The organism is Streptomyces sp. NPDC079020 (assembly GCF_044542225.1).
GTDB lineage: Bacteria > Actinomycetota > Actinomycetes > Streptomycetales > Streptomycetaceae > Streptomyces.
The window spans coordinates 93,002-111,080 of sequence record NZ_JBITUB010000017.1 but is presented as its reverse complement, the minus strand read 5'-3'; the positions used below and the strand labels follow the sequence as shown (position 1 = coordinate 111,080).

The window sequence follows — 18,079 nt, the reverse complement described above, 5'->3', positions numbered from 1 at the left end:
CATGGCCGAGTTCACGATGCCGTCGCTCGGCGCGGACATGGACGAGGGCACGCTCTCCGAGTGGCTGGTGCACCCGGGTGACCAGGTGACGCGGGGCGACGTCATCGCAGTGGTCGAGACCGCCAAGTCCGCGATCGAGGTGGAGTGCTTCCAGAGCGGTACGGTCGACGCCCTCCTCGTCGACGAGGGCACCACCGTGCCGGTGGGCACCCCGCTGGCACGCATAGGCACGACTGCTGAAACCCACCCGACCGAAAGCCCGCCCGCCGAAGGCTTGCCCACCGGAAGCCCGCCGACGTCGACGCCCATGGTCCGCCGACTCGCCCAGGACCGGCACGTCGACCTCGCCGCCGTTCATGGCTCGGGCCCGGGAGGCAGGATCACACGGGCGGACGTGGAGCACGCGGAACCGGAACCAGCGCCAGCACCAGCACCAGCACCAGCACCAGCACCAGAGCGTGACAAGACCGCGCCGACACCACGGTCGTCGAAGCCGGTGCGCGGCGACGACTCGACCAGGGAGCGTCCCGCTCCGCTGCGCGTAAGGTCCTCACCGCACGCACGGCGGCTGGCCACGGAACTCGGCGTCGACCTCGCCGACGTGACCGGCACGGGTCGGGGTAGCACCGTCCGTGCGGCGGACGTCCGTTCCGCCGCAGCCGCCGAGGGCACACCGCGCCCGGCCGTCCCGGACACGGCTCGGACGGCCACCGCCCGGCTCATGAGCCGCTCCAAGCGGGAGATCCCGCACTTCTACCTCTCCACGACCGTGGACATGGCAGCGGCTTTGGAGCGGATGCACGCCCGCAACCGCGAGCTGCCCCTGTCCGCCCGCCTGGTGCCCGCAGCACTCACGTTGAAGGCCGTCGCGCTGGCGGCACGGAAGGTGCCCGAGCTCAACGGGCACTGGATCGACGACCGCTTCGTTCCGGCGGACGAGGTACGGCTGGGCGTCGCGGTCTCCCTGCGGGGCGGCGGCCTCGTCGCACCCGCTCTCGCCCACGCCGACACACTCTCCGTGGACGAGGTGATGGCCGCGCTCAAGGGTCTGGTGGCACGGGTACGGGGCGGCCGGCTCCGAGCGTCCGAGACCGCCGACCCCAGTATCACCGTCACGAACCTCGGCGACCAGGGCGTCGAGGCCGTGTTCGGTGTCGTCTACCCGCCGCAGGTCGCGCTCGTCGGCCTCGGCCGGATCGTCGAGCGGCCGGTCGCCGTGGATGGGCTGTTGGGAGTACGACCCGTGCTGACGGCGACGCTGTCCGCCGATCACCGCGCGGCCGACGGATCCACCGGCGCGCGTCTCCTGACCGCCCTGGACCGACTCCTGCAACAACCGGAGGAGCTGTGAACCACGACCAGGCAAAGGCGCTCGTCCGGCAAGCCGTGCAGCGTGTCGTCCCCGGCGCCGAGTTCACCGGGCTCGATCCCGGCATGTCCCTGCGGGACACGTTCGAGATGGATTCACTGGACTTCCTCAAGTTCGTGGAAGCCCTCGCCGAACTCAGCGGGACGGAACTCACCGAGGACGACTATCCGGCCCTGGGCACCTGGGACGGCTGCGCCGCTCGCCTGGTGGGCGAGGCCAGTGCGTCCGCACAGGGAAGGAGCGGATGATGCGTCACCGCAGGATCGAGCAGCTGATGACCCGTGAGGTGGTGAGCGTCCGCGGCGACGCCCCGTTCAAGGAGATCGCCCGCACGCTCTCACAGCACCAAGTGACCGCTGTTCCCGTGGTGGACGGCGGGGGCCGCGTAGTCGGGGTGGTGTCGGAAGGGGATCTGCTGCGCAAGACCGCCGACCAGGCCGCCACACCGGGTGATCTGCCTGCCGTTCCGGACCTGGAGGCGTGGGAGCGAGCGAAGGCCGAGGGGACGCGGGCCGAGGAACTGATGTCCGCACCCGCCGTGTGCGCCCGCTCCGAATGGACCGTGGCCGAGGCGGCACGGCTCATGGAGGTCCAGAAGGTCAAGCGGCTCGTCGTCGTCGACGGCGACGATCACCTGCTGGGCATCGTGAGCCGTCGCGATCTTTTGGGCGTCTACCTCCGTGAGGACGACGACATCCGCCGGGAGATCGTCGAGGACGTGCTCGGTGACACGCTGCGTCTCGAACCGACGGCCCTCACCGTCGGAGTGCACGACGGACGGGTGGAGCTCGGCGGGAGGCTGCCCTTCCGGGGCATGGCGCCGGCGGTCGAGCGCATGTGCGCGACGGTGGACGGAGTGGTCTCGGTCTCCTGCGCCCGTCTCACCTACGGCGTCGATGACACCGGGCGAGGTGGTGGACGATCATGACGCGGAGCATCGTGGTCGGCCTGGACGGCACGGAGCAAGCCGAGGCAGCCGCGGAGTGGGCGGCCGAGAATGCGCTGCTGCGCGGCACGGACGTGCGTCTGGTGCACGCGAAGGAACCCGAACCGGAGGCCGCCCTGTCGCTCGGGGAGGGGGAGTCCGAGGAGCCATGGGCCAGAGAGATGATGGCGCGCACCGCCGGTGAACTGCGTGAGCGCCATCCCGGCCTGTTGGTGACCTCACGGCTGCTGCCCTCGGGGCCCGTTCCGGGCCTCGTCGCCTCGGCCGAGGAGAGCGATCTGCTGGTCCTCGGCTCGCGGGCACTCGGCAGCGTGGCCGGCGATCTGCTCGGCTCGGTCGGCCTGACAGTCGCCGGTGTCGTCGAGCGTCCCGTCGTGCTCGTACGGGCCGTCAGCTCGGCGAGCACTCCACGGGGCCCCGTCGTGGTCGGGGCCGACGTGCGGCAGCCCGTGGACTCCGTGCTGGGCTTCGCCTTCGAGGAAGCCGCGCGACGGCACACCCGGATCCTCGTCGTATACGTACAACAGCTCCCGCTGTACGCGGGAATGGGTCCCGCGATGGTCCCGGACTTCAGGCTTTCCATGGTGCCGGAGATCAAGCGTTCGGTGGACGTCATGCTGGAGCCCTGGCGGGCGAAGTATCCCGATGTCGAGGCGGTCGACCGCGTGGCGGTCGGATCGGCCGGACTCGAACTGGTGGCGGCCGCCCGGGAGGCCTCTCTCGTGGTGGTGGGCCGACGTACCCGCCGTTCGACGCTCGGCGCGCACATCGGCAGCGTGGCACACGCCGTCCTTCACCACAGCCCGGTGCCCGTGACACTCGTTCCCCACGACTGAACGACTGATCGGTGCCGGTCAGCTCTCGCGCGCCGTCGGACGCAGCCGCACCGCCGTGACCTTGTACTCCGGACACGAGGTCACGGTGTCGGCGTGCTCCGAGGTGAGGGAGTTGACGCCACTGGCCGGGAAGTGGAACGCGCAGAAGACCTGCCCGGGAGCGAGTTCCGTCCCGACGCGGGCGACCAGTCGCGCCTGTCCGTGACGGCTCTCGACCGTGATGGGCGTGCCGTCCCGGACAGCGAACCGAGCGGCGTCCTCCGCCGTCAGGTCCAGTCGGTCGGAGGCGTCGAGCAGCAGGTTGCCGCCGCGCCGGGTCATGCTCCCGGAGTTGTAGTGGGCCCACCGACGCCCCGTGACGAGCACCAGCGGATAGTCCTCGTCCGGCTCCTCGCCGGGCGGCAGATAGGGGGCCGCCGAAAGGTGGGCGCGCCCGTCGGACGTGGCGAACTCGTCAACGTACAAAGTGCGTTCGCCCGGCCGGTCTGGCGCGGTGCAGGGCCAGGGCACGGCCCCCTCCTGGTCAATCCGTTCATGCGAGAGACCGGCGAAGAGGGGTGTCACGCGTCCGCAGTCGGCGAGAGCCGCCGCCGGTGTGCGGCAGCTCAGGTCGGCACCGAGGGCATCTGCAACTGCGTGCACGACCTCGAAGTCGGAGCGGGCCGCTCCGGGCGGAGCCACCGCTCGCCGTACGCGCTGGAAGCGGCGGTCGAAGTTGACGAAGGTCCCGTCCTTCTCCAGCCACGAGGCCACGGGCAGGACGACATCGGCGTGTCGGGCGGTCTCCCCGAGGAACAGCTCGTTGACGACGACGAGCGGGCAAGCGTCGAGGGCCTCCGCGACCCGCCGGCTGTCGGGATCGGTCGCGCACACGTCCTCACCGATGACCCACAGCGCCCGCAGCCGGCCCTCCCGAGCCGCCGCGAACATCTCGGGAATGCGCATGCCCGGCCGCTCGGGAACTGGTCGGCCCCACACCGCCTCAGCGCGAGCGCGGGCCTCCGGGTCGGTGACACGGCCATAGCCCGGCAGCAGATCGGGCAAGGCGCCCATGTCGGAGGCGCCTTGCACATTGTTCTGGCCGCGCAGGGGGCTGATGCCGAACCCGCGGCCGGTGCCGCCGACGGCGCCGCGCAGGATGGGGAGGTTCGCCAGGGTCCGTACGCCGTCGGTGCCGTGCAGGTGCTCGGTGACCCCGAGTCCGTACAGGACGGCCGGCCGCTCCGCGCGGCCGTAGAGCCGGGCGGCCTTCCTGATGTCGTCGGCGGGGACGCCGGTGATCCCGGCGACCCGCTCGGGCGAGTAGTCGGCCAGCAGGTCGTCGAGTTCGTCCAGTCCGTTGGCGCGCTCGCGGAGGAAGTCCGGGTCGGTCATGCCTTCGTCGACGAGGACGTGCGCGAGGCCGTGGAAGAGGGCGACGTTAGTGCCGGGGCGCGGACGAAGGTGCACGTCGGCATGGTGCGCGAGGCCCACGGCACGGGGGTCGGCCACGATCAGGGAGGCGCCCGCGAGTGCCCGCTGGAGGAGGCGGGCACCGACGACGGGGTGAGCTTCAACCGGATTGGCGCCGACGACCAGGAGGCAGTCGGCGGTCTCGACGTCGTCGAAGGGGTCGGTGCCGCCGGCGCGTCCGAAGGAGGCGGTGAGGCCGGCGGCGGAGGGGGCGTGGCAGAGGCGGGAGCAGTTGTCGACGTTGTTGGTGCCGATGACGGTCCGCAGGAACTTCTGGACGAGGTAGTTCTCCTCATTGGTGGCACGGGCGGAGGAGATCGCGGCGACCGAGTCGGGTCCGCCGTCGAGGACGGCCGCACGCAGGCCGTCGGCGATCCGGGTCACCGCCTCGTCCCAGGTCGCCGGTCGTAGTTCGCCGTGCTCCCGGATCAGTGGCTCGGTGAGACGTTCGGCGGATCCGAGGTATCCGTACGCGAAACGGCCCTTGACGCAGGCGTGGCCCCGGTTGACGGGCCCGTCCCGGGCGGGGAGCACGGCGGCGACACGGTTCTCGCGGACGACGACGTCGAGTGTGCAGCCGACGCCGCAGTAGCCGCAGGTGGTCCGCACGCGGTCATGGGGGGCCTGCCGCGAGGTGAGGCCCTGACCGGGGCCGGGCTGCGTAATCGCCCCCGTCGGGCAGGTGTCGACACAGCCGCCGCACGACACGCAGTCGGAGCCGGCCCACGGGCCGCCGGTACCCGGGGCGACGGCCGTGTCGGCACCGCGCCCGGTGAGGGTGAGCGCGAACGTGCCCTGGACGTCGGAGCACATCCGTACGCAGCGCCCGCACGCGATGCACAGGTCCCGGTCGAGATGGACGTACGGGTGGCTCTCGTCGCTTCCGCGCGCGGGGGCACCGGCCGCCGTGCCCGGCGGGATACCCAAGGCCCGGCACGCCTCGGCCAGTTCACTGTGCGCGCTGTCGGCGAGCGCATGCGGTGGGAGTGCCGAGGCGATCAGGCCGACCGCGTCCCGACGCAGGTTCCGCACGCTCTCGTCGGCGGTGTCGACGGTGAGGCCAGACGTCGCAGGGGTGACGCATGCGGCGACGGTCCGCCCGTCGGCACGGACCAGACAGGTCCGGCAGGAGCCGACCGGCCGGAGACGGTCGTCGTGGCAGAGCGTGTGCAGTTCGGCTCCGGCGGCACGTACCGCGTCGAGCAGCGAGGCCCCGGCGGGCACGTCGACCGACACGCCGTCGACCTGGAGCCGGGTCATCGGTCCCATCCTTCCAGGGCCGGCCCGTAGGCACGGGCCAGGCTGCGGACGGCGGCGGGGACACGGCGGCCGAACGCGCAGAGACTCGCCTCGCTCATCAGCCGTGCCAGTCGTTCATAGGTCTCCCCCGGGCCGTGCCGGCCCTGGGCGAATTCGAGCCCTCGCCGGGTGCCGACGCGGCAGGGCGAGCAGGCTCCGCAGCTCTCGTCGGCGGCGAACTCCCAGACGTGCTGGAGGAGCTCGTGTGGATCGGTGTCGGTGTCGAAGGCGACCATGCCTGCGTGGCCGAGTGCGGCGCCGTGCTCGGCGAGCGCCGCCGTGGTGAGGGGGACGTCGAGCGCCGTCCCGGCGAGGAAGCCTCCGAGGGGCCCGCCGATCTGGAGGGCGACGAGCTCCCGGCCGTCCTTGAGGCCGCCGCCGAACCGGGTGGCGATCTCGTCCACGGGGGTGCCGAGCTCGACCTCGTAGGCGCCGGGTCGGGCGAATCGCTCCGAGAGGCAGACCAGTTTGGTGCCGGTCTCGTCCGGTACGCCGCGTCGGGCGTAGGGCGCTCCGCCGTGGGCGACGATCCAGGGCACGGCCGCCAGGGTCTCCACATTGTTGACCACGGTCGGCCTGTCCCACAGGCCGTGGTCCGTGGGGTAAGGGGGCCGGGGGCGTGCACAGCCGCGAGCGCCTTCGAGACGGGCGATGAGGGCGGTCTCCTCGCCGGCGACATAGGAACCGGCTCCTTCGACGATCTCGACGAACGGCAGCGGACCGGCCCCCTCGGCCGAGGGGGCCAGGTGCCCCGCCTCCCTCGCGCGCTCCACCTCCTGCCGGAGCCGGACCATGGCTTTCGGGTACTCGGAGCGCACCAGGACGATCCCGCGCCGGGCGCCGCAGGCGAAGCAGGCCAGGGCGAGTCCCGTGAGGACGCGCTCGGGGTCCTCCTCCATGAGCAGCCGGTCGGCGTACGAGCCGGGGTCGCCCTCGTCCCCGTTGGCGACGATGACGGTGTCCGGCTTTCCCGCCGCCGCTGCCCACTTGTCAGCCACCGGGAATCCGGCGCCGCCGCGTCCGCGCAGCCCTGAGACGGCGGTCTCCTCCCTGATGTCCTCGGGCCGCAGCCCGGCCACCGCCTCGCGCCACACGTCCCAGGCGGAGTGCCCTCCCACGACCCCGGCGAGCAGGACGGGCGCCCCGGTAGTGTCGGCCGCGGGGATGCCCGGCGCGCGCGGTCCGGTCCGCCCGCCGAGTTGGTCGGCCAGGTCCGTGCCCGTGCGGGGCAGGGTGTCGTCGAGGGCGGCGGGGCCCGCGTAGCAGTAGCCGAGGCAGTGCACGGTCTGCAACGAGGTCGAACTCGCCTGGTCGACGGTGCCCGCCACCACACCGAGAGCCCGCTCGACCTCCGCCAGATGCTCCCCGCCCCGCGCGGCGAAGCACGCCGTCGCGGTGCACACCCGCACGTGCCGCTCGCCGCGTGGGGCGGCGAGATCGGCGAAGTAGGTGGCGGGGCCGAGCCCCGCGGCGGCCGGCAGTCCGGCCGCCGCCGCGACCTGGGGCGCCCACGCCCCGGGCCCTTCGGCGGTACCCGATCTGGCGCGCTCCAGCGCGGCCTGCAGTAGCCCCCCGCGCCCTCCGTGCCGTGCGGTCAGCTCACGGAGCGCGTCCATACGTCCCCCCGGCTCCCCAGGAATCCGACCGGCCATGGTCCCAGAGTGACCGGCCGCGCCCCCACTCGCATCCCGGCCGGTCACGGGGTTCACGGTTCCGCGCTGCGCAGGGCGGTCAAGCGTCGGCCTCCGGTCTGTCCGCCACCACCGTGCGCCGCCCCGGGAGCCCCGGCACAAGGCCGTCCGGTCCCTGGCAGGGGGCCGGACGGGCACGGAAGGGAACAAGCGGCCCCTGGAGCCGGGACCCCGACGGCCGGAGGGTGGGGGACAGCAGGGCTACGCGGCCCATGAGGATCACCGCCGGGAGGCCACCATGGTCCGGAACTCGGGGATCCCGCCCGTCGTGGACGCGTCGCGCCCGTGGCAGATGCTGTTCCTCGCCACCGTGGGGTTCGCCCTCTGTTTCTGGGCGTGGGCGCTGTTGGGCCCGCTCGGCCCACGGCTGCGGGACGACCTGGGCCTCAGTTCCTTCGAGCAGTCCCTGGTGGTCGCCGTGCCGGTGGTGGTCGGCGCGCTCGGCCGGATCCCGGCGGGGGCGCTGACGGACCGCTGGGGAGCACGCCGGGCCTTCCCCCTCGTCGCGGCCCTGACGATCCTCCCCGTGCTGTACCTGGGTCACCTGGCCGACTCGTTGGCCGAGGTGCTCGCGGGCGGCTTCCTCCTCGGGATCGGAGGAACCGCCTTCGCCGTCGGTGTCCCCTTCGTCAACGCCTGGTACCCACCCGCACGGCGGGGCGCCGCCCTCGGAGTCTTCGGCATCGGCACCGGCGGTACGGCCCTGTCGGCGTTCACCACCGTCCAGCTCGCCGACGCCGTCGGACGTGCCTTCCCTTTCGATCTCGTGGCCGCCTGCCTCGCCGTGTACGCCGGGGTGGCCTGGTTCCTGCTCCGCGACAGGCCGGGGCGCGCGACGGCGTCGGGGTCGCTGTTCTCGCGCACATCACTGGCCATGCGTACACCGGCCACCTGGCAGCTGGCCTTCCTGTACGCCGTCTCCTTCGGTGGATTCGTCGCGTTCAGCGTCTACCTTCCGACCTACCTCACCAGGGCCTACGAGCTCGGCCGTTCCGACGCGGCTCTGCGGACCGCGGGATTCGTCGTCCTCGCCGTGGCGATGCGCCCGGTGGGCGGCTGGCTGTCGGACCGTATCCACCCCGTACCCGTGCTGACGGTCTCGTACGGGCTCGTCTCGGTGTGCGCCCTGATCGCGGCTTTCGAGGCGGAACTGGTCCCCGTGGGAACAGCGGCCTTCTTCGGCATGGCCGCCGGCCTGGGCGCCGGGTCGGGGGCCGTCTTCGCGCTCGTCGCACGTCTGGTTCCGGCCGAGCGGGTCGGCTCGGTGACGGGAGTGGTCGGGGCGGCAGGCGGTCTCGGGGGCTTCTTCCCACCCCTCGTGATGGGCGCGGTCGACAGCGTCGCGCACGACTACACGTGGGGATTCGTCCTCCTCGCCGTCACCGCGACCGGCGCGGGAACCCTGGCCGCCACCACTGTCCGGCGACGCGCCCGGCTGGCCGCGGACGCCTGACCGCGGCGGCGAGACCGCCCAGGCGGGCCTCTCCCGGTGACCCGGGGATTGGGCCATTCGGCCCCGGTTCCGGGCCCCGGGTGGCCGTAGCCGCCGGTTCCCTCCGGAGATTGGTATGGAAGACATGAACGCCGACCGCGCACTCCTCGCCGCCACCGGGGTACGCAAGATCTACCGGACGGGCTCCGTGGAGGTCACCGCCCTGCTCGACCTGGACCTCCTAGTGCGCCACGGGGAGATGGTGGCGATCATGGGACCGTCCGGCTCCGGAAAGACCACGCTCCTGAACTGTCTGTCCGGGCTCGACGACATCGACGCCGGCCGGGTGGAGGTCGACGACCACGACCTGTTCGCGATGTCGGACGCGGCGCGCACGGTGCACCGGGCCCACACCATGGGCTTCGTCTTCCAGGCGTTCAACCTCATCCCCGTCTTCTCCGCGGTGGAGAACGTCGAACTGCCCCTCCTGCTCGTGGGCACCCGGCCACGGGAAGCACGTCGCAGGGCGCTGGACATGCTCGACCGGGTGGACCTCGGCCATCGGGTCGAGCACCGCCCGAGCGAGCTGTCCGGGGGTGAGCAGCAGCGGGTGACGATCGCCCGTGCCCTGGCGGGACGCCCGGCCATCGTGTGGGCGGACGAACCGACGGGCAACCTGGACAGCGCGATGGCCGACCAGGTCATGGACCTGCTGTGCGAGCTCAACCAGGACGAGAGCCAGACGATCGTCCTGGTCACCCACGACAGCGCCATCGGCGCGCGCGTGCCCCGGCTGATCCGGATGCACGACGGACAGCTGGTCGACGACGTCCGCCAGACCGTCGCAGCCCGAGCCCCGGGCCCCGATGCGTCCTTGGGCTGACCATGTACCCGAACCTCCTCATCCCGCTGCTCACCGCCCTGGCACTCTCCCTCGCGGCCCTGGTGCTGGTCGCCGTCCGGCAGCCGGTGTCACGGCGGCTGGCCTTCCGGCAGGTCGCGCGCCGGCGTACCGAGGCAGCGCTGGTGATCGGCGGATCGATGCTCGGTACGGCCGTCGTCATCGGTGCCCTGGTCGTCGGCGACACCCTGAACTTCTCCGTACGCCAGGAGGCGTACCGGACCCTGGGGCCCGTGGACGAGCGCGTCATCGCACCCCCCGGACCGGCCGGGCGCGACGTGGCCGAGCGGCTGGCCGCCCTGGCGGGCGACCCCGACGTCGACGGCGTACTGAACGCCCAGGCCACCCAGGCATCGGCGGTCAGTGGTACCGACGACCGCACGGTCGCCGAGCCACGCGTCCTGGCCTGGCAGATGGACTTCGACAAGGCTGCGCGCTTCGGCGCGCCGGGTGGGGACTCCGGCCTCGGCGGACCGAACCCGAAGCCAGGACAGGTCGTGGTCAACGAGCCGCTGGCCCGTTCCCTGGGTGTGGGAGCAGGGGATCCGGTCACGCTGTACCTGTTCGGATCGCCGGGGACCTACCGGGTCGAGCGGGTGGTGCCGGAAGAGGGGCTGGCCGGTGTGGGCCTCGGCGGCAGGATGAACCGCGACGTGTTCCTGGCACCGGGGACCCTGGACTCCGCCGCCCGGGCCGCCGGTGCGGAGCCGCGCTCGGTCACCTTCGTCTCCAACCGGGGCGGCGTCGAGAGCGGCGAAGCGCTGACCGACCAGGTGACCGCCGACATCCGGCAGGCTCTGGGCCCGCTCGCCGGGCAGACAGAGATCGAGACACCGAAGCAGACGGTCCTGCGCGACGCCCGACAAGCCGGGGACTCCCTCGGGGCCCTGTTCCTCATGATCGGCAGTTTCAGCATCATCGCGGGCGCCCTGCTCCTGGTGAACATCTTCGTCATGCTCGGCGAGGAGCGGAAGTCCCAGATGGGCATGGTGCGGGCCGTGGGAATGAAACGCTCTCGGCTCGTCGGGTCCTTCACCCTCGAAGGGGCGACCTACGCGTTGCTGTCCGCGCTGCCGGGCGTGGCCATCGGGCTCGCGGTCGGCTGGGGCGTCGCCGTGGTGGCCGCGCAGATCTTCCAGGGCTGGTCGGTCGGCGGTAGCAGCATCCGCATCGCGTTCGCGGTCACCCCCACCAGCGTCCTCAACGGACTGGCCATGGGCCTGCTCATCGCCTTTGCCGCGATCCTCGCGACCAGCGTGCGCATCAGCCGGTTCAACATCATCGCCGCGATCCGCGACCTCCCCGCCACGCCCGGACAAGGGCCTCGCCGCCGTCTCCTGACGGTCTCCACCACCCTGGCCGTCCTGTGCGCGTTCGCGGCCGTCCCGGCCGTGGCACGCAGCCAGCCCGACGCGACGTACCTCATGCCGGCGCTCGCCCTCGCCTTCACCACTCCGGCACTGCTGCGGGTCCTCCCTCGCCACACGGTCACGACCCTGGTCGCGGGAGCCGTCCTCGGCTGGACACTCCTGGCGCCCGTCGTCCGCCCCCGGATCTTCGACGCACCGTCGATGTCCGTGTACGTGATCCAGGGCGCCCTGGCCGCCTTCTCCGCCGTAGTGCTCGTCAGCGACAACCAGAAGACCTTGCTCCGCCCCGTACGGAGACTCCTCGAACGCCCGACGGAGGGCGGCCTGGCAGCGCGGCTCGCCGTCGCATACCCGCTGGCCAAGCGCTTCAGGACCGGCGCGACACTGGTGATGTACACCCTGATCGTCTTCGTCCTCGTCCTCCTGACGGAGATCTCGGGCATCATCCGCGCCGGCGTCGACGGAGTCGTCTCCGATGCCACCGCCGGATACTCCCTGCGACTGGACTACAACCCCCAGGTCGCCGGCGACCGACTCGTCTCCGATCTCCGCACCGGCCCGTCGGCCGCCGGGATCGCCGCCGTGACACCACTGCTCAACGCCACAGGGCGGGCCACCGATCCGGGACACCGCAGCCCTCAACCGCTGGACACCGCCGTCGTCGGCGTGCCCGACGGGGCGATCACCGGCATCACCTTCCGGGAGCGGCTGCCCGGCCTGGAAAACGACCCCGCAGTGTGGCGCGCTCTCGCCTCCGACACACGCTACGTCGTGCTCGACGGCTTCTTCGGCAGCACCGGCGGCCCGGCCGGCGACTACTACGGCCCCGGCGACACCCTCACCCTGACCGACCCCCGGACGGGTCGCAGCGAACAGAAGGTCATCGCCGGCGTGCTCAGCAACGGGATGGTCTTCTACCCGGGCACCGGCGCCAGTTCGACCACCTACCCCGTGGTGTTGAGCGAGCAGGCGACGCACGAGCTCTTCGGCGACGAGGCGCAGAACGCCTCCGCACTGGTGAGAACCAGCCCCGGAACCTCGCCCGACGCCCTGGCGACCCGACTGCAGGGCGAGCAGCTCTCGTCCAGCCTGGTCGCCACGCCCATCGAGTCGGACATACGCCAGCAGTTCGACTCCAGCACCGCCTTCTTCCGCCTCATGCAGGGCTTCCTCGCCCTGGGCCTCGGCGTGGGCATCACCGGCCTCGGAGTCGTCATGGTCCGAGCCGTACGCGAACGCCGACGCACCATCGGAATCCTGCGGGCCCTTGGCTTCCGGGCGCGGACCGTCCAACGGTCCTTCCTGCTGGAGAGCGCCTTCGTCGCCGTGGAAGGAATAGTGCTCGGCTCCCTCCTCGGCGTGCTCACCACCTGGCTGATGTACAGCAACAGCGCCGCATTCAAGGGCCTCGAAGGAGGCTTCCCGGTCGAATGGACGAGTATCGGCTGCCTGGCGGCAGCCACCTTCGCCGCGTCGCTCCTGGCCACGGTCGGGCCGGCCCGGCGCGCGGCCGCCATCAGACCGGCGCTCGCGGTCCGCGTCACCGAATGACGTATGTGGTCCCCAACCGGTACCCAGGCACGGTGCAAATTGTCGCCGCGGAGTCGGTCCGGCCGCCTGCGTGGGCGTCCGCCCTTCCAGCGCCGTGCCCGGATGCCCTCGAGCACCCGGGGGCATCCGGAGAGCATCACCCCACTGGCCGGTCTGGCAGGCGGAAGCCGTTGAACAGGTCGTCCATGCCGCGCAGGGCAGCCGCGTGGGTGTGACACGGACAGCGAGGTCGCGGGCCGCCACAACGAGCGGGTGACGAAGGGTGCCCAGGCGACCGACCCGTCGAGCGCGGACGCGCACGGCGTCGGTGCGGTCGCGGCGGGCGGCGGTGTATGCGGCGAGGGCCGCCAGGATGCCTTCGTCCAAGCCGTTATCGCTGTCCCCGGCAGGCAACAACTGGGCATCACCACCGCGTGACGTCTCGGCATCGGGCCGCTCTCCCTCCTTCGGGCATCGCGTCGCCGTAGAAGCCGCAGCTGGTCTACGCGACCTCACGCACCGCGCGACCGCCGCCCACGTGCGACGGTAGTTGCCGCATGCTACGCATTGCGTCACGAAACTCGACTTGCACAACATCGAGTTGTGGCGGCCAGCGTCACAGAAGAAGGCCGCCCGACAGGGCTGCCACCGGACGGCGCGTTCACTGATCCAGCGGGCGGCGAGAAGGCCGGATGCTGCTGTGAGGGCAGCGCGGCTGTTGGGTTGTGCGACCCCCCGGCTGGCCACCGTTCACTTCGTACGCCGAGCGAACAGTGCAAGCCAGCCGGCTCAACGACCTTCGGGGCCGGAACAGACCGTTGCGGCTCGAATTCAGAGAGTGATCTACTGCCTTCTCCAGAATGTCATGGGGGACCATGCGAATAGAACGTCTCGCCCATCCGGTGACGGGCATCGTCTGGAAGCGCGAATGGAGCGCCGGTGACTCTGGCCCCTGCTGACGGCGGTCGACACAGTCGCCGTGGCTTCCAAGCCGGCACCGTCCTCAGCGTCGCCGTCGGTGGACCGCGCGATGACTGTCGACAGGCAATTCGCACCAGTACAACCGGCTGTTGCCCACGGCACAGCTGTCAGCTACGAAGCCAGATACGCCTACTGCTCCGGCTGTCTCTCCTGTCCTTGCAGATCTGACAGGACGGGGGCAGCTGGCCCTGGCTCACCACGCCGCCGATGCCCTCGGCCACCGCCCCACCGCCTCGGCGCTGCGCGCCCTGGCTCTGGCAGAGGCCATGCGCTCAGACACAGGCGCCTGCGCCCATGAACTTCGTGCGGCGGTGACCGACCAGCTGCAGCGCGGCGTGCCCGACTCCCTGGCCGACCAGCTGATCGTGTCGGCCGCGGCCGTCCGGTCCGGTCCGCTCGCCGGAGATCCCGACAGTGGCGAGCTCGCCTTGAAGATCGCTGCACAGTGGCACGACCTACCGGGAACAAGCGCGGTTGCTACCGCGATCGGTAACGCCTCCGCCCGGGGACAGTTGTCTGGACGAATCACTCTCAACGTCCTGGCCGCCCGGCCCGACACTGGTGATGACCTCGCCGTCATCTGCGACACCGCCAGCGCCGAGCTGCGCACGGGCCCCAACCTCAGTAATCTGCGAGCCAAGCAGTTCGCCGAACAGTGGTGGGCGCCTGACGGCCGGATCGGCGCCCTGCTGCATCCAGTCGCCGACGACCGGCGGGACTTGGCAGCCGTCACTCGACAGCAACTGCGGAACCTGGGCGCGCCAGGGTCGCTCTCCGCCTTCTTGGATGCTGACGACAAAACAGCCCGAGGCACATCCCGCAAACTCAAGAACGCTGCCCGCTCGCGGATCCTGCAGCACGCCGCCAACTCTCTGGACGTCGTGCAACAGTGGCTGGTCCTGATCGCTCAAACCCAGCCCCGTGCAACCGATCCCTCTCTCGTTCCTCCACGAGGCGGTCCAACCGTACCGCCAGCGCATGATCGATGAGCTGACCGCTCTGGCCGAGGCCAACCCAAAGTCCCTGACTGCGGCAGCGGCGCGGAGCTGCTTGGTGAGCCTTGAGACAACAGCTCGACTGTTGGCTGGCGGAACCGTCACCGGTACTGAGCCTGAACCGTCCACCGTACTGAACAGTGACCTGCTGCGGGCCCCCGAGCTGGACTTCCGTGTCCTGCTGGAAGAGATGGTGGGCCTGGGCATCCTGGCCACCGAACGTGACGGCTGGCGCCTGCGCTTCTCCAACGTCCTACGGCTTTTGGGTACCCCGGACGCCATTGAGGAAGAACTACACGCTCACGACCCCAACGACACTTCCACCCGCCTATCCATCAGCCAGGCTCGGCGGCCGCTTCCCGGCGCCCGTGTCAGTCCCCTGCCGGAACAGCAGATCGCAGGTCTGGTACGCAGCGATATCGCGCTACGCATCGTGCTCGGCACCGACGCCACCTGCCTCGATGACGTCACCACCGCGCTGACCGACCAGCAACAACGCACCCCCAGCGAACTGGCATCCCTGATCAAACCGGCCACACCCCACGCATACCGCCAGGCGCTGAGTGCAGGCAAGGCCCGCAGCCCTCACCGGCTGATCGTCAGTGACATGCGAGGTTTCAAGCCGGACCACGTCGAAACCGCTCTGCGTGACGCCACTACACAGACGAGGGAACCGTCTTCCGCTGTGAGGCGCCCAGGACCGTCAAGCACATCGCCGCAACAGGTTCCTGGGCTGCGGACGCGCCATGGGTGGTCGATCGCTGAAGCGATGGTCTATTAGCCGGGCCAGAGATGGATGGCTTCGAGCCTGAGCCCTTGACAGCGTCGTTCGCCTCGGCGGCGGCGCGCTCCAGGTTGATCAGGTTATCGCCGCGCAGATCTCCCCCACGGACGACCACGTGGTCCGTGGCGGAGGTCTGCGCCCCGGCCCGCGCCGAACGGAGTCGTAGTGCTTGCTGAGCGCCTGGGGCTGTCAGCCGCGCCGAGAATCGATGCGCCCCCAACCTTCGGTGCTGCCGCATCCCCGTTGTTCGTTAGACCCTCGCTGGACTCGGTGATCGGGGTTCTCGCGGGCGCGGGAAGATCGTCTTGGACCAAGTGGATCTCACAGGACGCGATGCACTACCTGTGCCAGGAGGTACCCAGGGAGGGGCCGATCACCAGGATCGGCGCGTCCTCCGGCCCGTCGAAGCGGTACTGGAGTGTTTCAGTCGTCGTCTTACTCACCCGCTCACGCTCCCATATCTCACATTTTCCGAACGGAGGGGGTCGGGAGACGTGCCGGACCTCCCCATATTTCCGCCGCCGGACATCCACAGGCCCGCGCCCCGCGGTGAGGTGCCCGCGGGGCCGGGAGCCCGCTCGGGCGCAGGCGTCAGGGGGTCGCGGCGGAGACGACGTAGACGACGGGGTTCGCCGGGTCGGTCATGTTGACCGTGATGTTCTGGGTGGGACGCGGATCCTTGTTGGTGTGGGTCGTGCCCGCCCAGTTCGCGCCGGGGCCGAAGTACCAGCCGGTGATCTTGAGGTCGCGCTCGCCGATGGTCACCGCCCCGGTCTCCAGGGCCGCGCGGCCCGTCCCGGCCCCGGTGAGGAACCGGTCGAGCCCGGCAGAGGTCGTACGGAACTTCACGTACATCCGGCTGGCCTTCCAGTTGTTGGTCTCGTAGTACTGGACGCCCGTCGCGTTGCCGGGGATCGGGACCTCGAAGATCCGCCGCTGCATCCCCGAGGGCCAGTCCTCCCGGAGGCCCTGTGCGGACGCCTCCGCCTCCTTGTCCTTGCCGGAGCGGCGGCTCTGGCCCGCGGAGATCAGCAGATAGCCGGCCGGGATGCCGATCAGCAGCACGATGATCGTCGCCGTGATCAGCCGTCGTCTGATCACCCGGCGGCGGTCCTGCGGGGGCTCGCCGTCGCCGTCGCCCGGCAAAACGGGCTGGCGCGGCACGACGGGGTGCTCGGCTGCGGTCATGTTCGGGTGTCCCTTGGTGCTGCGGATGCGGTCACTGGTGCGAGGACGCCGCTCGGTGCGGCCGCGGTTCAGTCCGCGGTGCGGGTGGACCGCGTGCTGCGGATCGTGCTCGCGGCCTGGTCGTAGATCTGCGCGTACCGCTCGTACCGTTCGACGCGGCGGCGGTTCGCGCGGCGGAATCTGCGGGCGACCAGACGGGCCAGGTCCGCGGCGCCGACCATACCCGCCTCGGGGCCGAGCTGGGCCTTGGCGATCCGGGCCTCGGGACGGTAGCCGCGCCCCGTGAGGTGGCGCTTGAAGGCGTCCCGGGCAGGGCCGATCAGCAGGTCGTCGGCGGCGCTGACGCCCCCTCCGATGACGAAGCAGGAGGGGTCGAGCGCGGCGGCCAGGTTGGCGATGCCGACACCGAGCCACTGGCCGATGTCCTGGAGGAGCTCGATGCACATCGCATCGCCCTCCCGGGCCAGTTCGGTGATGAGCGGTCCGGTGATGTCGGGGATGTTCCCCTTGACCCGGTCCAGCAGGTAGTGGGCGACCGGGGAGTCCGCGGCGGCCAGTTCCCTGGCCTCGCGCACCAGGGCGTTGCCGGAGCTGTACTGCTCCCAGCAGCCGCGGTTGCCGCAGGGGCAGCGGTGTCCGCCGGGCACGACCTGCATGTGGCCGAACTCACCCGCGACCCCGTACTTTCCGCGCTTGACCTGGCCGTCCTCCAGGATCGCGCCGCCGATGCCGGTTCCGAGGGTGATCATGACGAGGTGGTCCTCGCCCCGGCCCGCGCCGAAGCGCCATTCCGCCCAGGCGGCCGTGTTGGCGTCGTTGTCGACCATGACGGGGACGACGAGGCGGGAGGCGATCGCGTCGCGCAGCGGTTCGTCGCGCCAGGCGAGGTGGGGGGCGAACAGGACCTTCGAGCGGTCCGCGTCCACCCACCCCGCCGCACCGATCCCGACGGCGTGCACATCGTGCCGGTCGGAGAGGTCCAGGACCAGTTCGACGATGGTGTCCTCGACGACCTTGGGGCTCTTGGACTTGTCGGGCGTCTCGGTGCGCAGTTGCTCCAGGATGTTGCCGTCCGCGTCGACGACGCCGGCCATCACCTTCGTCCCGCCGATGTCGATGCCGACGGTCGGGACCCGGGGCGCCGTGAGGTGCGAGCGCCGCTCCCTGGTGCCGACGGTCTTGAGGACGGTGGCGCGGGCGGAGCCGCGGTGTGTGAAGTCGCGGTACGTGCTCATCGTCCCTGCGGGGTCTGGGGGGCCGGTCACGTGCTGCCCGGCGGCGGACGGCGCCCACCACGCCCGATTC

General features: G+C 71.2%; 14 protein-coding genes. 10 read left to right on the top strand and 4 right to left on the bottom strand.

Annotated features, from left to right (window positions below; translation table 11 throughout):
- Position 1 precedes the first annotated feature (1 nt).
- Genes ACIGJO_RS29640 through ACIGJO_RS29625 form a run of 4 tightly spaced genes read left to right on the top strand, consistent with a single transcriptional unit; the run spans position 2 to position 3,151 of the window.
- Positions 2 to 1,351 carry a 2-oxo acid dehydrogenase subunit E2 gene (locus ACIGJO_RS29640; RefSeq protein ID WP_399963326.1) on the top strand — a complete coding sequence of 450 codons (1,350 nt, stop codon included), beginning with the start codon at positions 2 to 4 and terminating at the stop codon, positions 1,349 to 1,351.
- Positions 1,348 to 1,617 (top strand): phosphopantetheine-binding protein, encoded by a 270-nt coding sequence (locus ACIGJO_RS29635; RefSeq protein ID WP_399963324.1) that lies wholly within the window; start codon positions 1,348 to 1,350, stop codon positions 1,615 to 1,617. Before ACIGJO_RS29640 ends, ACIGJO_RS29635 begins: the two co-directional genes overlap by 4 nt.
- A complete protein-coding gene (locus ACIGJO_RS29630) occupies positions 1,617 to 2,297 on the top strand; it encodes a CBS domain-containing protein (protein WP_399963322.1) in 681 nt (226 codons plus the stop codon). Before ACIGJO_RS29635 ends, ACIGJO_RS29630 begins: the two co-directional genes overlap by 1 nt.
- A complete protein-coding gene (locus ACIGJO_RS29625; RefSeq protein ID WP_399963320.1) occupies positions 2,294 to 3,151 on the top strand; it encodes a universal stress protein in 858 nt (285 codons plus the stop codon). Before ACIGJO_RS29630 ends, ACIGJO_RS29625 begins: the two co-directional genes overlap by 4 nt.
- An 18-nt stretch (positions 3,152 to 3,169) precedes the next feature.
- On the opposite strand, the gene fdhF is transcribed toward ACIGJO_RS29625, so the two are convergent.
- Positions 3,170 to 5,863 carry a formate dehydrogenase subunit alpha gene (gene fdhF / locus ACIGJO_RS29620; protein WP_399963318.1) on the bottom strand — a complete coding sequence of 898 codons (2,694 nt, stop codon included), beginning with the start codon at positions 5,861 to 5,863 and terminating at the stop codon, positions 3,170 to 3,172.
- Complete coding sequence (locus tag ACIGJO_RS29615; protein ID WP_399963316.1) at positions 5,860 to 7,518, bottom strand: NADH-ubiquinone oxidoreductase-F iron-sulfur binding region domain-containing protein; 1,659 nt, start codon at positions 7,516 to 7,518, stop codon at positions 5,860 to 5,862. The genes fdhF and ACIGJO_RS29615 overlap by 4 nt, the downstream gene beginning before the upstream one ends.
- A gap of 313 nt (positions 7,519 to 7,831) precedes the next feature.
- Here ACIGJO_RS29615 and ACIGJO_RS29610 point away from each other — a divergent pair, with 313 nt between their 5' ends.
- The 6 genes from ACIGJO_RS29610 (at position 7,832) to ACIGJO_RS29585 (ending at position 15,583) form a co-directional block, all read left to right on the top strand.
- Positions 7,832 to 9,046: a nitrate/nitrite transporter gene (locus ACIGJO_RS29610; RefSeq protein ID WP_399963314.1), complete on the top strand. Its 1,215-nt coding sequence runs from the start codon at positions 7,832 to 7,834 to the stop codon at positions 9,044 to 9,046.
- A 115-nt stretch (positions 9,047 to 9,161) separates the two neighbouring features.
- Complete coding sequence (locus tag ACIGJO_RS29605; protein WP_399963312.1) at positions 9,162 to 9,908, top strand: ABC transporter ATP-binding protein; 747 nt, start codon at positions 9,162 to 9,164, stop codon at positions 9,906 to 9,908.
- Positions 9,909 to 9,910: 2 nt separating this feature from the next.
- The gene (locus ACIGJO_RS29600) at positions 9,911 to 12,847 is read left to right on the top strand and encodes an ABC transporter permease (protein ID WP_399963310.1); all 2,937 of its coding nucleotides are present in this window, start codon (positions 9,911 to 9,913) and stop codon (positions 12,845 to 12,847) included.
- A 252-nt stretch (positions 12,848 to 13,099) separates the two neighbouring features.
- On the top strand, positions 13,100 to 13,264 hold the full coding sequence (locus ACIGJO_RS29595) for a hypothetical protein (protein WP_399963308.1): 165 nt from the start codon (positions 13,100 to 13,102) through the stop codon (positions 13,262 to 13,264).
- Between the two features lie 854 nt (positions 13,265 to 14,118).
- Positions 14,119 to 14,796 carry a hypothetical protein gene (locus ACIGJO_RS29590; protein ID WP_399963306.1) on the top strand — a complete coding sequence of 226 codons (678 nt, stop codon included), beginning with the start codon at positions 14,119 to 14,121 and terminating at the stop codon, positions 14,794 to 14,796.
- Entirely contained in the window at positions 14,786 to 15,583 is a 798-nt protein-coding gene (locus tag ACIGJO_RS29585) for a hypothetical protein (protein WP_399963304.1), read from the top strand. Before ACIGJO_RS29590 ends, ACIGJO_RS29585 begins: the two co-directional genes overlap by 11 nt.
- 594 nt (positions 15,584 to 16,177) lie before the next feature.
- Here ACIGJO_RS29585 and ACIGJO_RS29580 read toward each other — a convergent pair.
- Entirely contained in the window at positions 16,178 to 16,774 is a 597-nt protein-coding gene (locus ACIGJO_RS29580; protein ID WP_399963302.1) for a hypothetical protein, read from the bottom strand.
- A 68-nt stretch (positions 16,775 to 16,842) separates the two neighbouring features.
- Positions 16,843 to 18,009 (bottom strand): ROK family glucokinase, encoded by a 1,167-nt coding sequence (locus ACIGJO_RS29575; protein ID WP_266925304.1) that lies wholly within the window; start codon positions 18,007 to 18,009, stop codon positions 16,843 to 16,845.
- Between the last annotated feature and the right edge of the window lie 70 nt (positions 18,010 to 18,079).

What these genes read in the sequence shown, in the direction of transcription:
- ACIGJO_RS29640 (WP_399963326.1), top strand. Translation starts at nt 2, where the DNA reads ATGGCCGAGTTCACGATGCCGTCGCTCGGCGCGGACATGGACGAGGGC.
- ACIGJO_RS29630 (WP_399963322.1), top strand. Translation starts at nt 1,617, where the DNA reads ATGCGTCACCGCAGGATCGAGCAGCTGATGACCCGTGAGGTGGTGAGC.
- ACIGJO_RS29625 (WP_399963320.1), top strand. Translation starts at nt 2,294, where the DNA reads ATGACGCGGAGCATCGTGGTCGGCCTGGACGGCACGGAGCAAGCCGAG.
- fdhF (WP_399963318.1), bottom strand. Translation starts at nt 5,863, where the DNA reads ATGACCCGGCTCCAGGTCGACGGCGTGTCGGTCGACGTGCCCGCCGGG.
- ACIGJO_RS29615 (WP_399963316.1), bottom strand. Translation starts at nt 7,518, where the DNA reads ATGGACGCGCTCCGTGAGCTGACCGCACGGCACGGAGGGCGCGGGGGG.
- ACIGJO_RS29610 (WP_399963314.1), top strand. Translation starts at nt 7,832, where the DNA reads ATGGTCCGGAACTCGGGGATCCCGCCCGTCGTGGACGCGTCGCGCCCG.
- ACIGJO_RS29605 (WP_399963312.1), top strand. Translation starts at nt 9,162, where the DNA reads ATGGAAGACATGAACGCCGACCGCGCACTCCTCGCCGCCACCGGGGTA.
- ACIGJO_RS29600 (WP_399963310.1), top strand. Translation starts at nt 9,911, where the DNA reads ATGTACCCGAACCTCCTCATCCCGCTGCTCACCGCCCTGGCACTCTCC.
- ACIGJO_RS29585 (WP_399963304.1), top strand. Translation starts at nt 14,786, where the DNA reads ATGATCGATGAGCTGACCGCTCTGGCCGAGGCCAACCCAAAGTCCCTG.
- ACIGJO_RS29580 (WP_399963302.1), bottom strand. Translation starts at nt 16,774, where the DNA reads ATGACCGCAGCCGAGCACCCCGTCGTGCCGCGCCAGCCCGTTTTGCCG.
- ACIGJO_RS29575 (WP_266925304.1), bottom strand. Translation starts at nt 18,009, where the DNA reads ATGAGCACGTACCGCGACTTCACACACCGCGGCTCCGCCCGCGCCACC.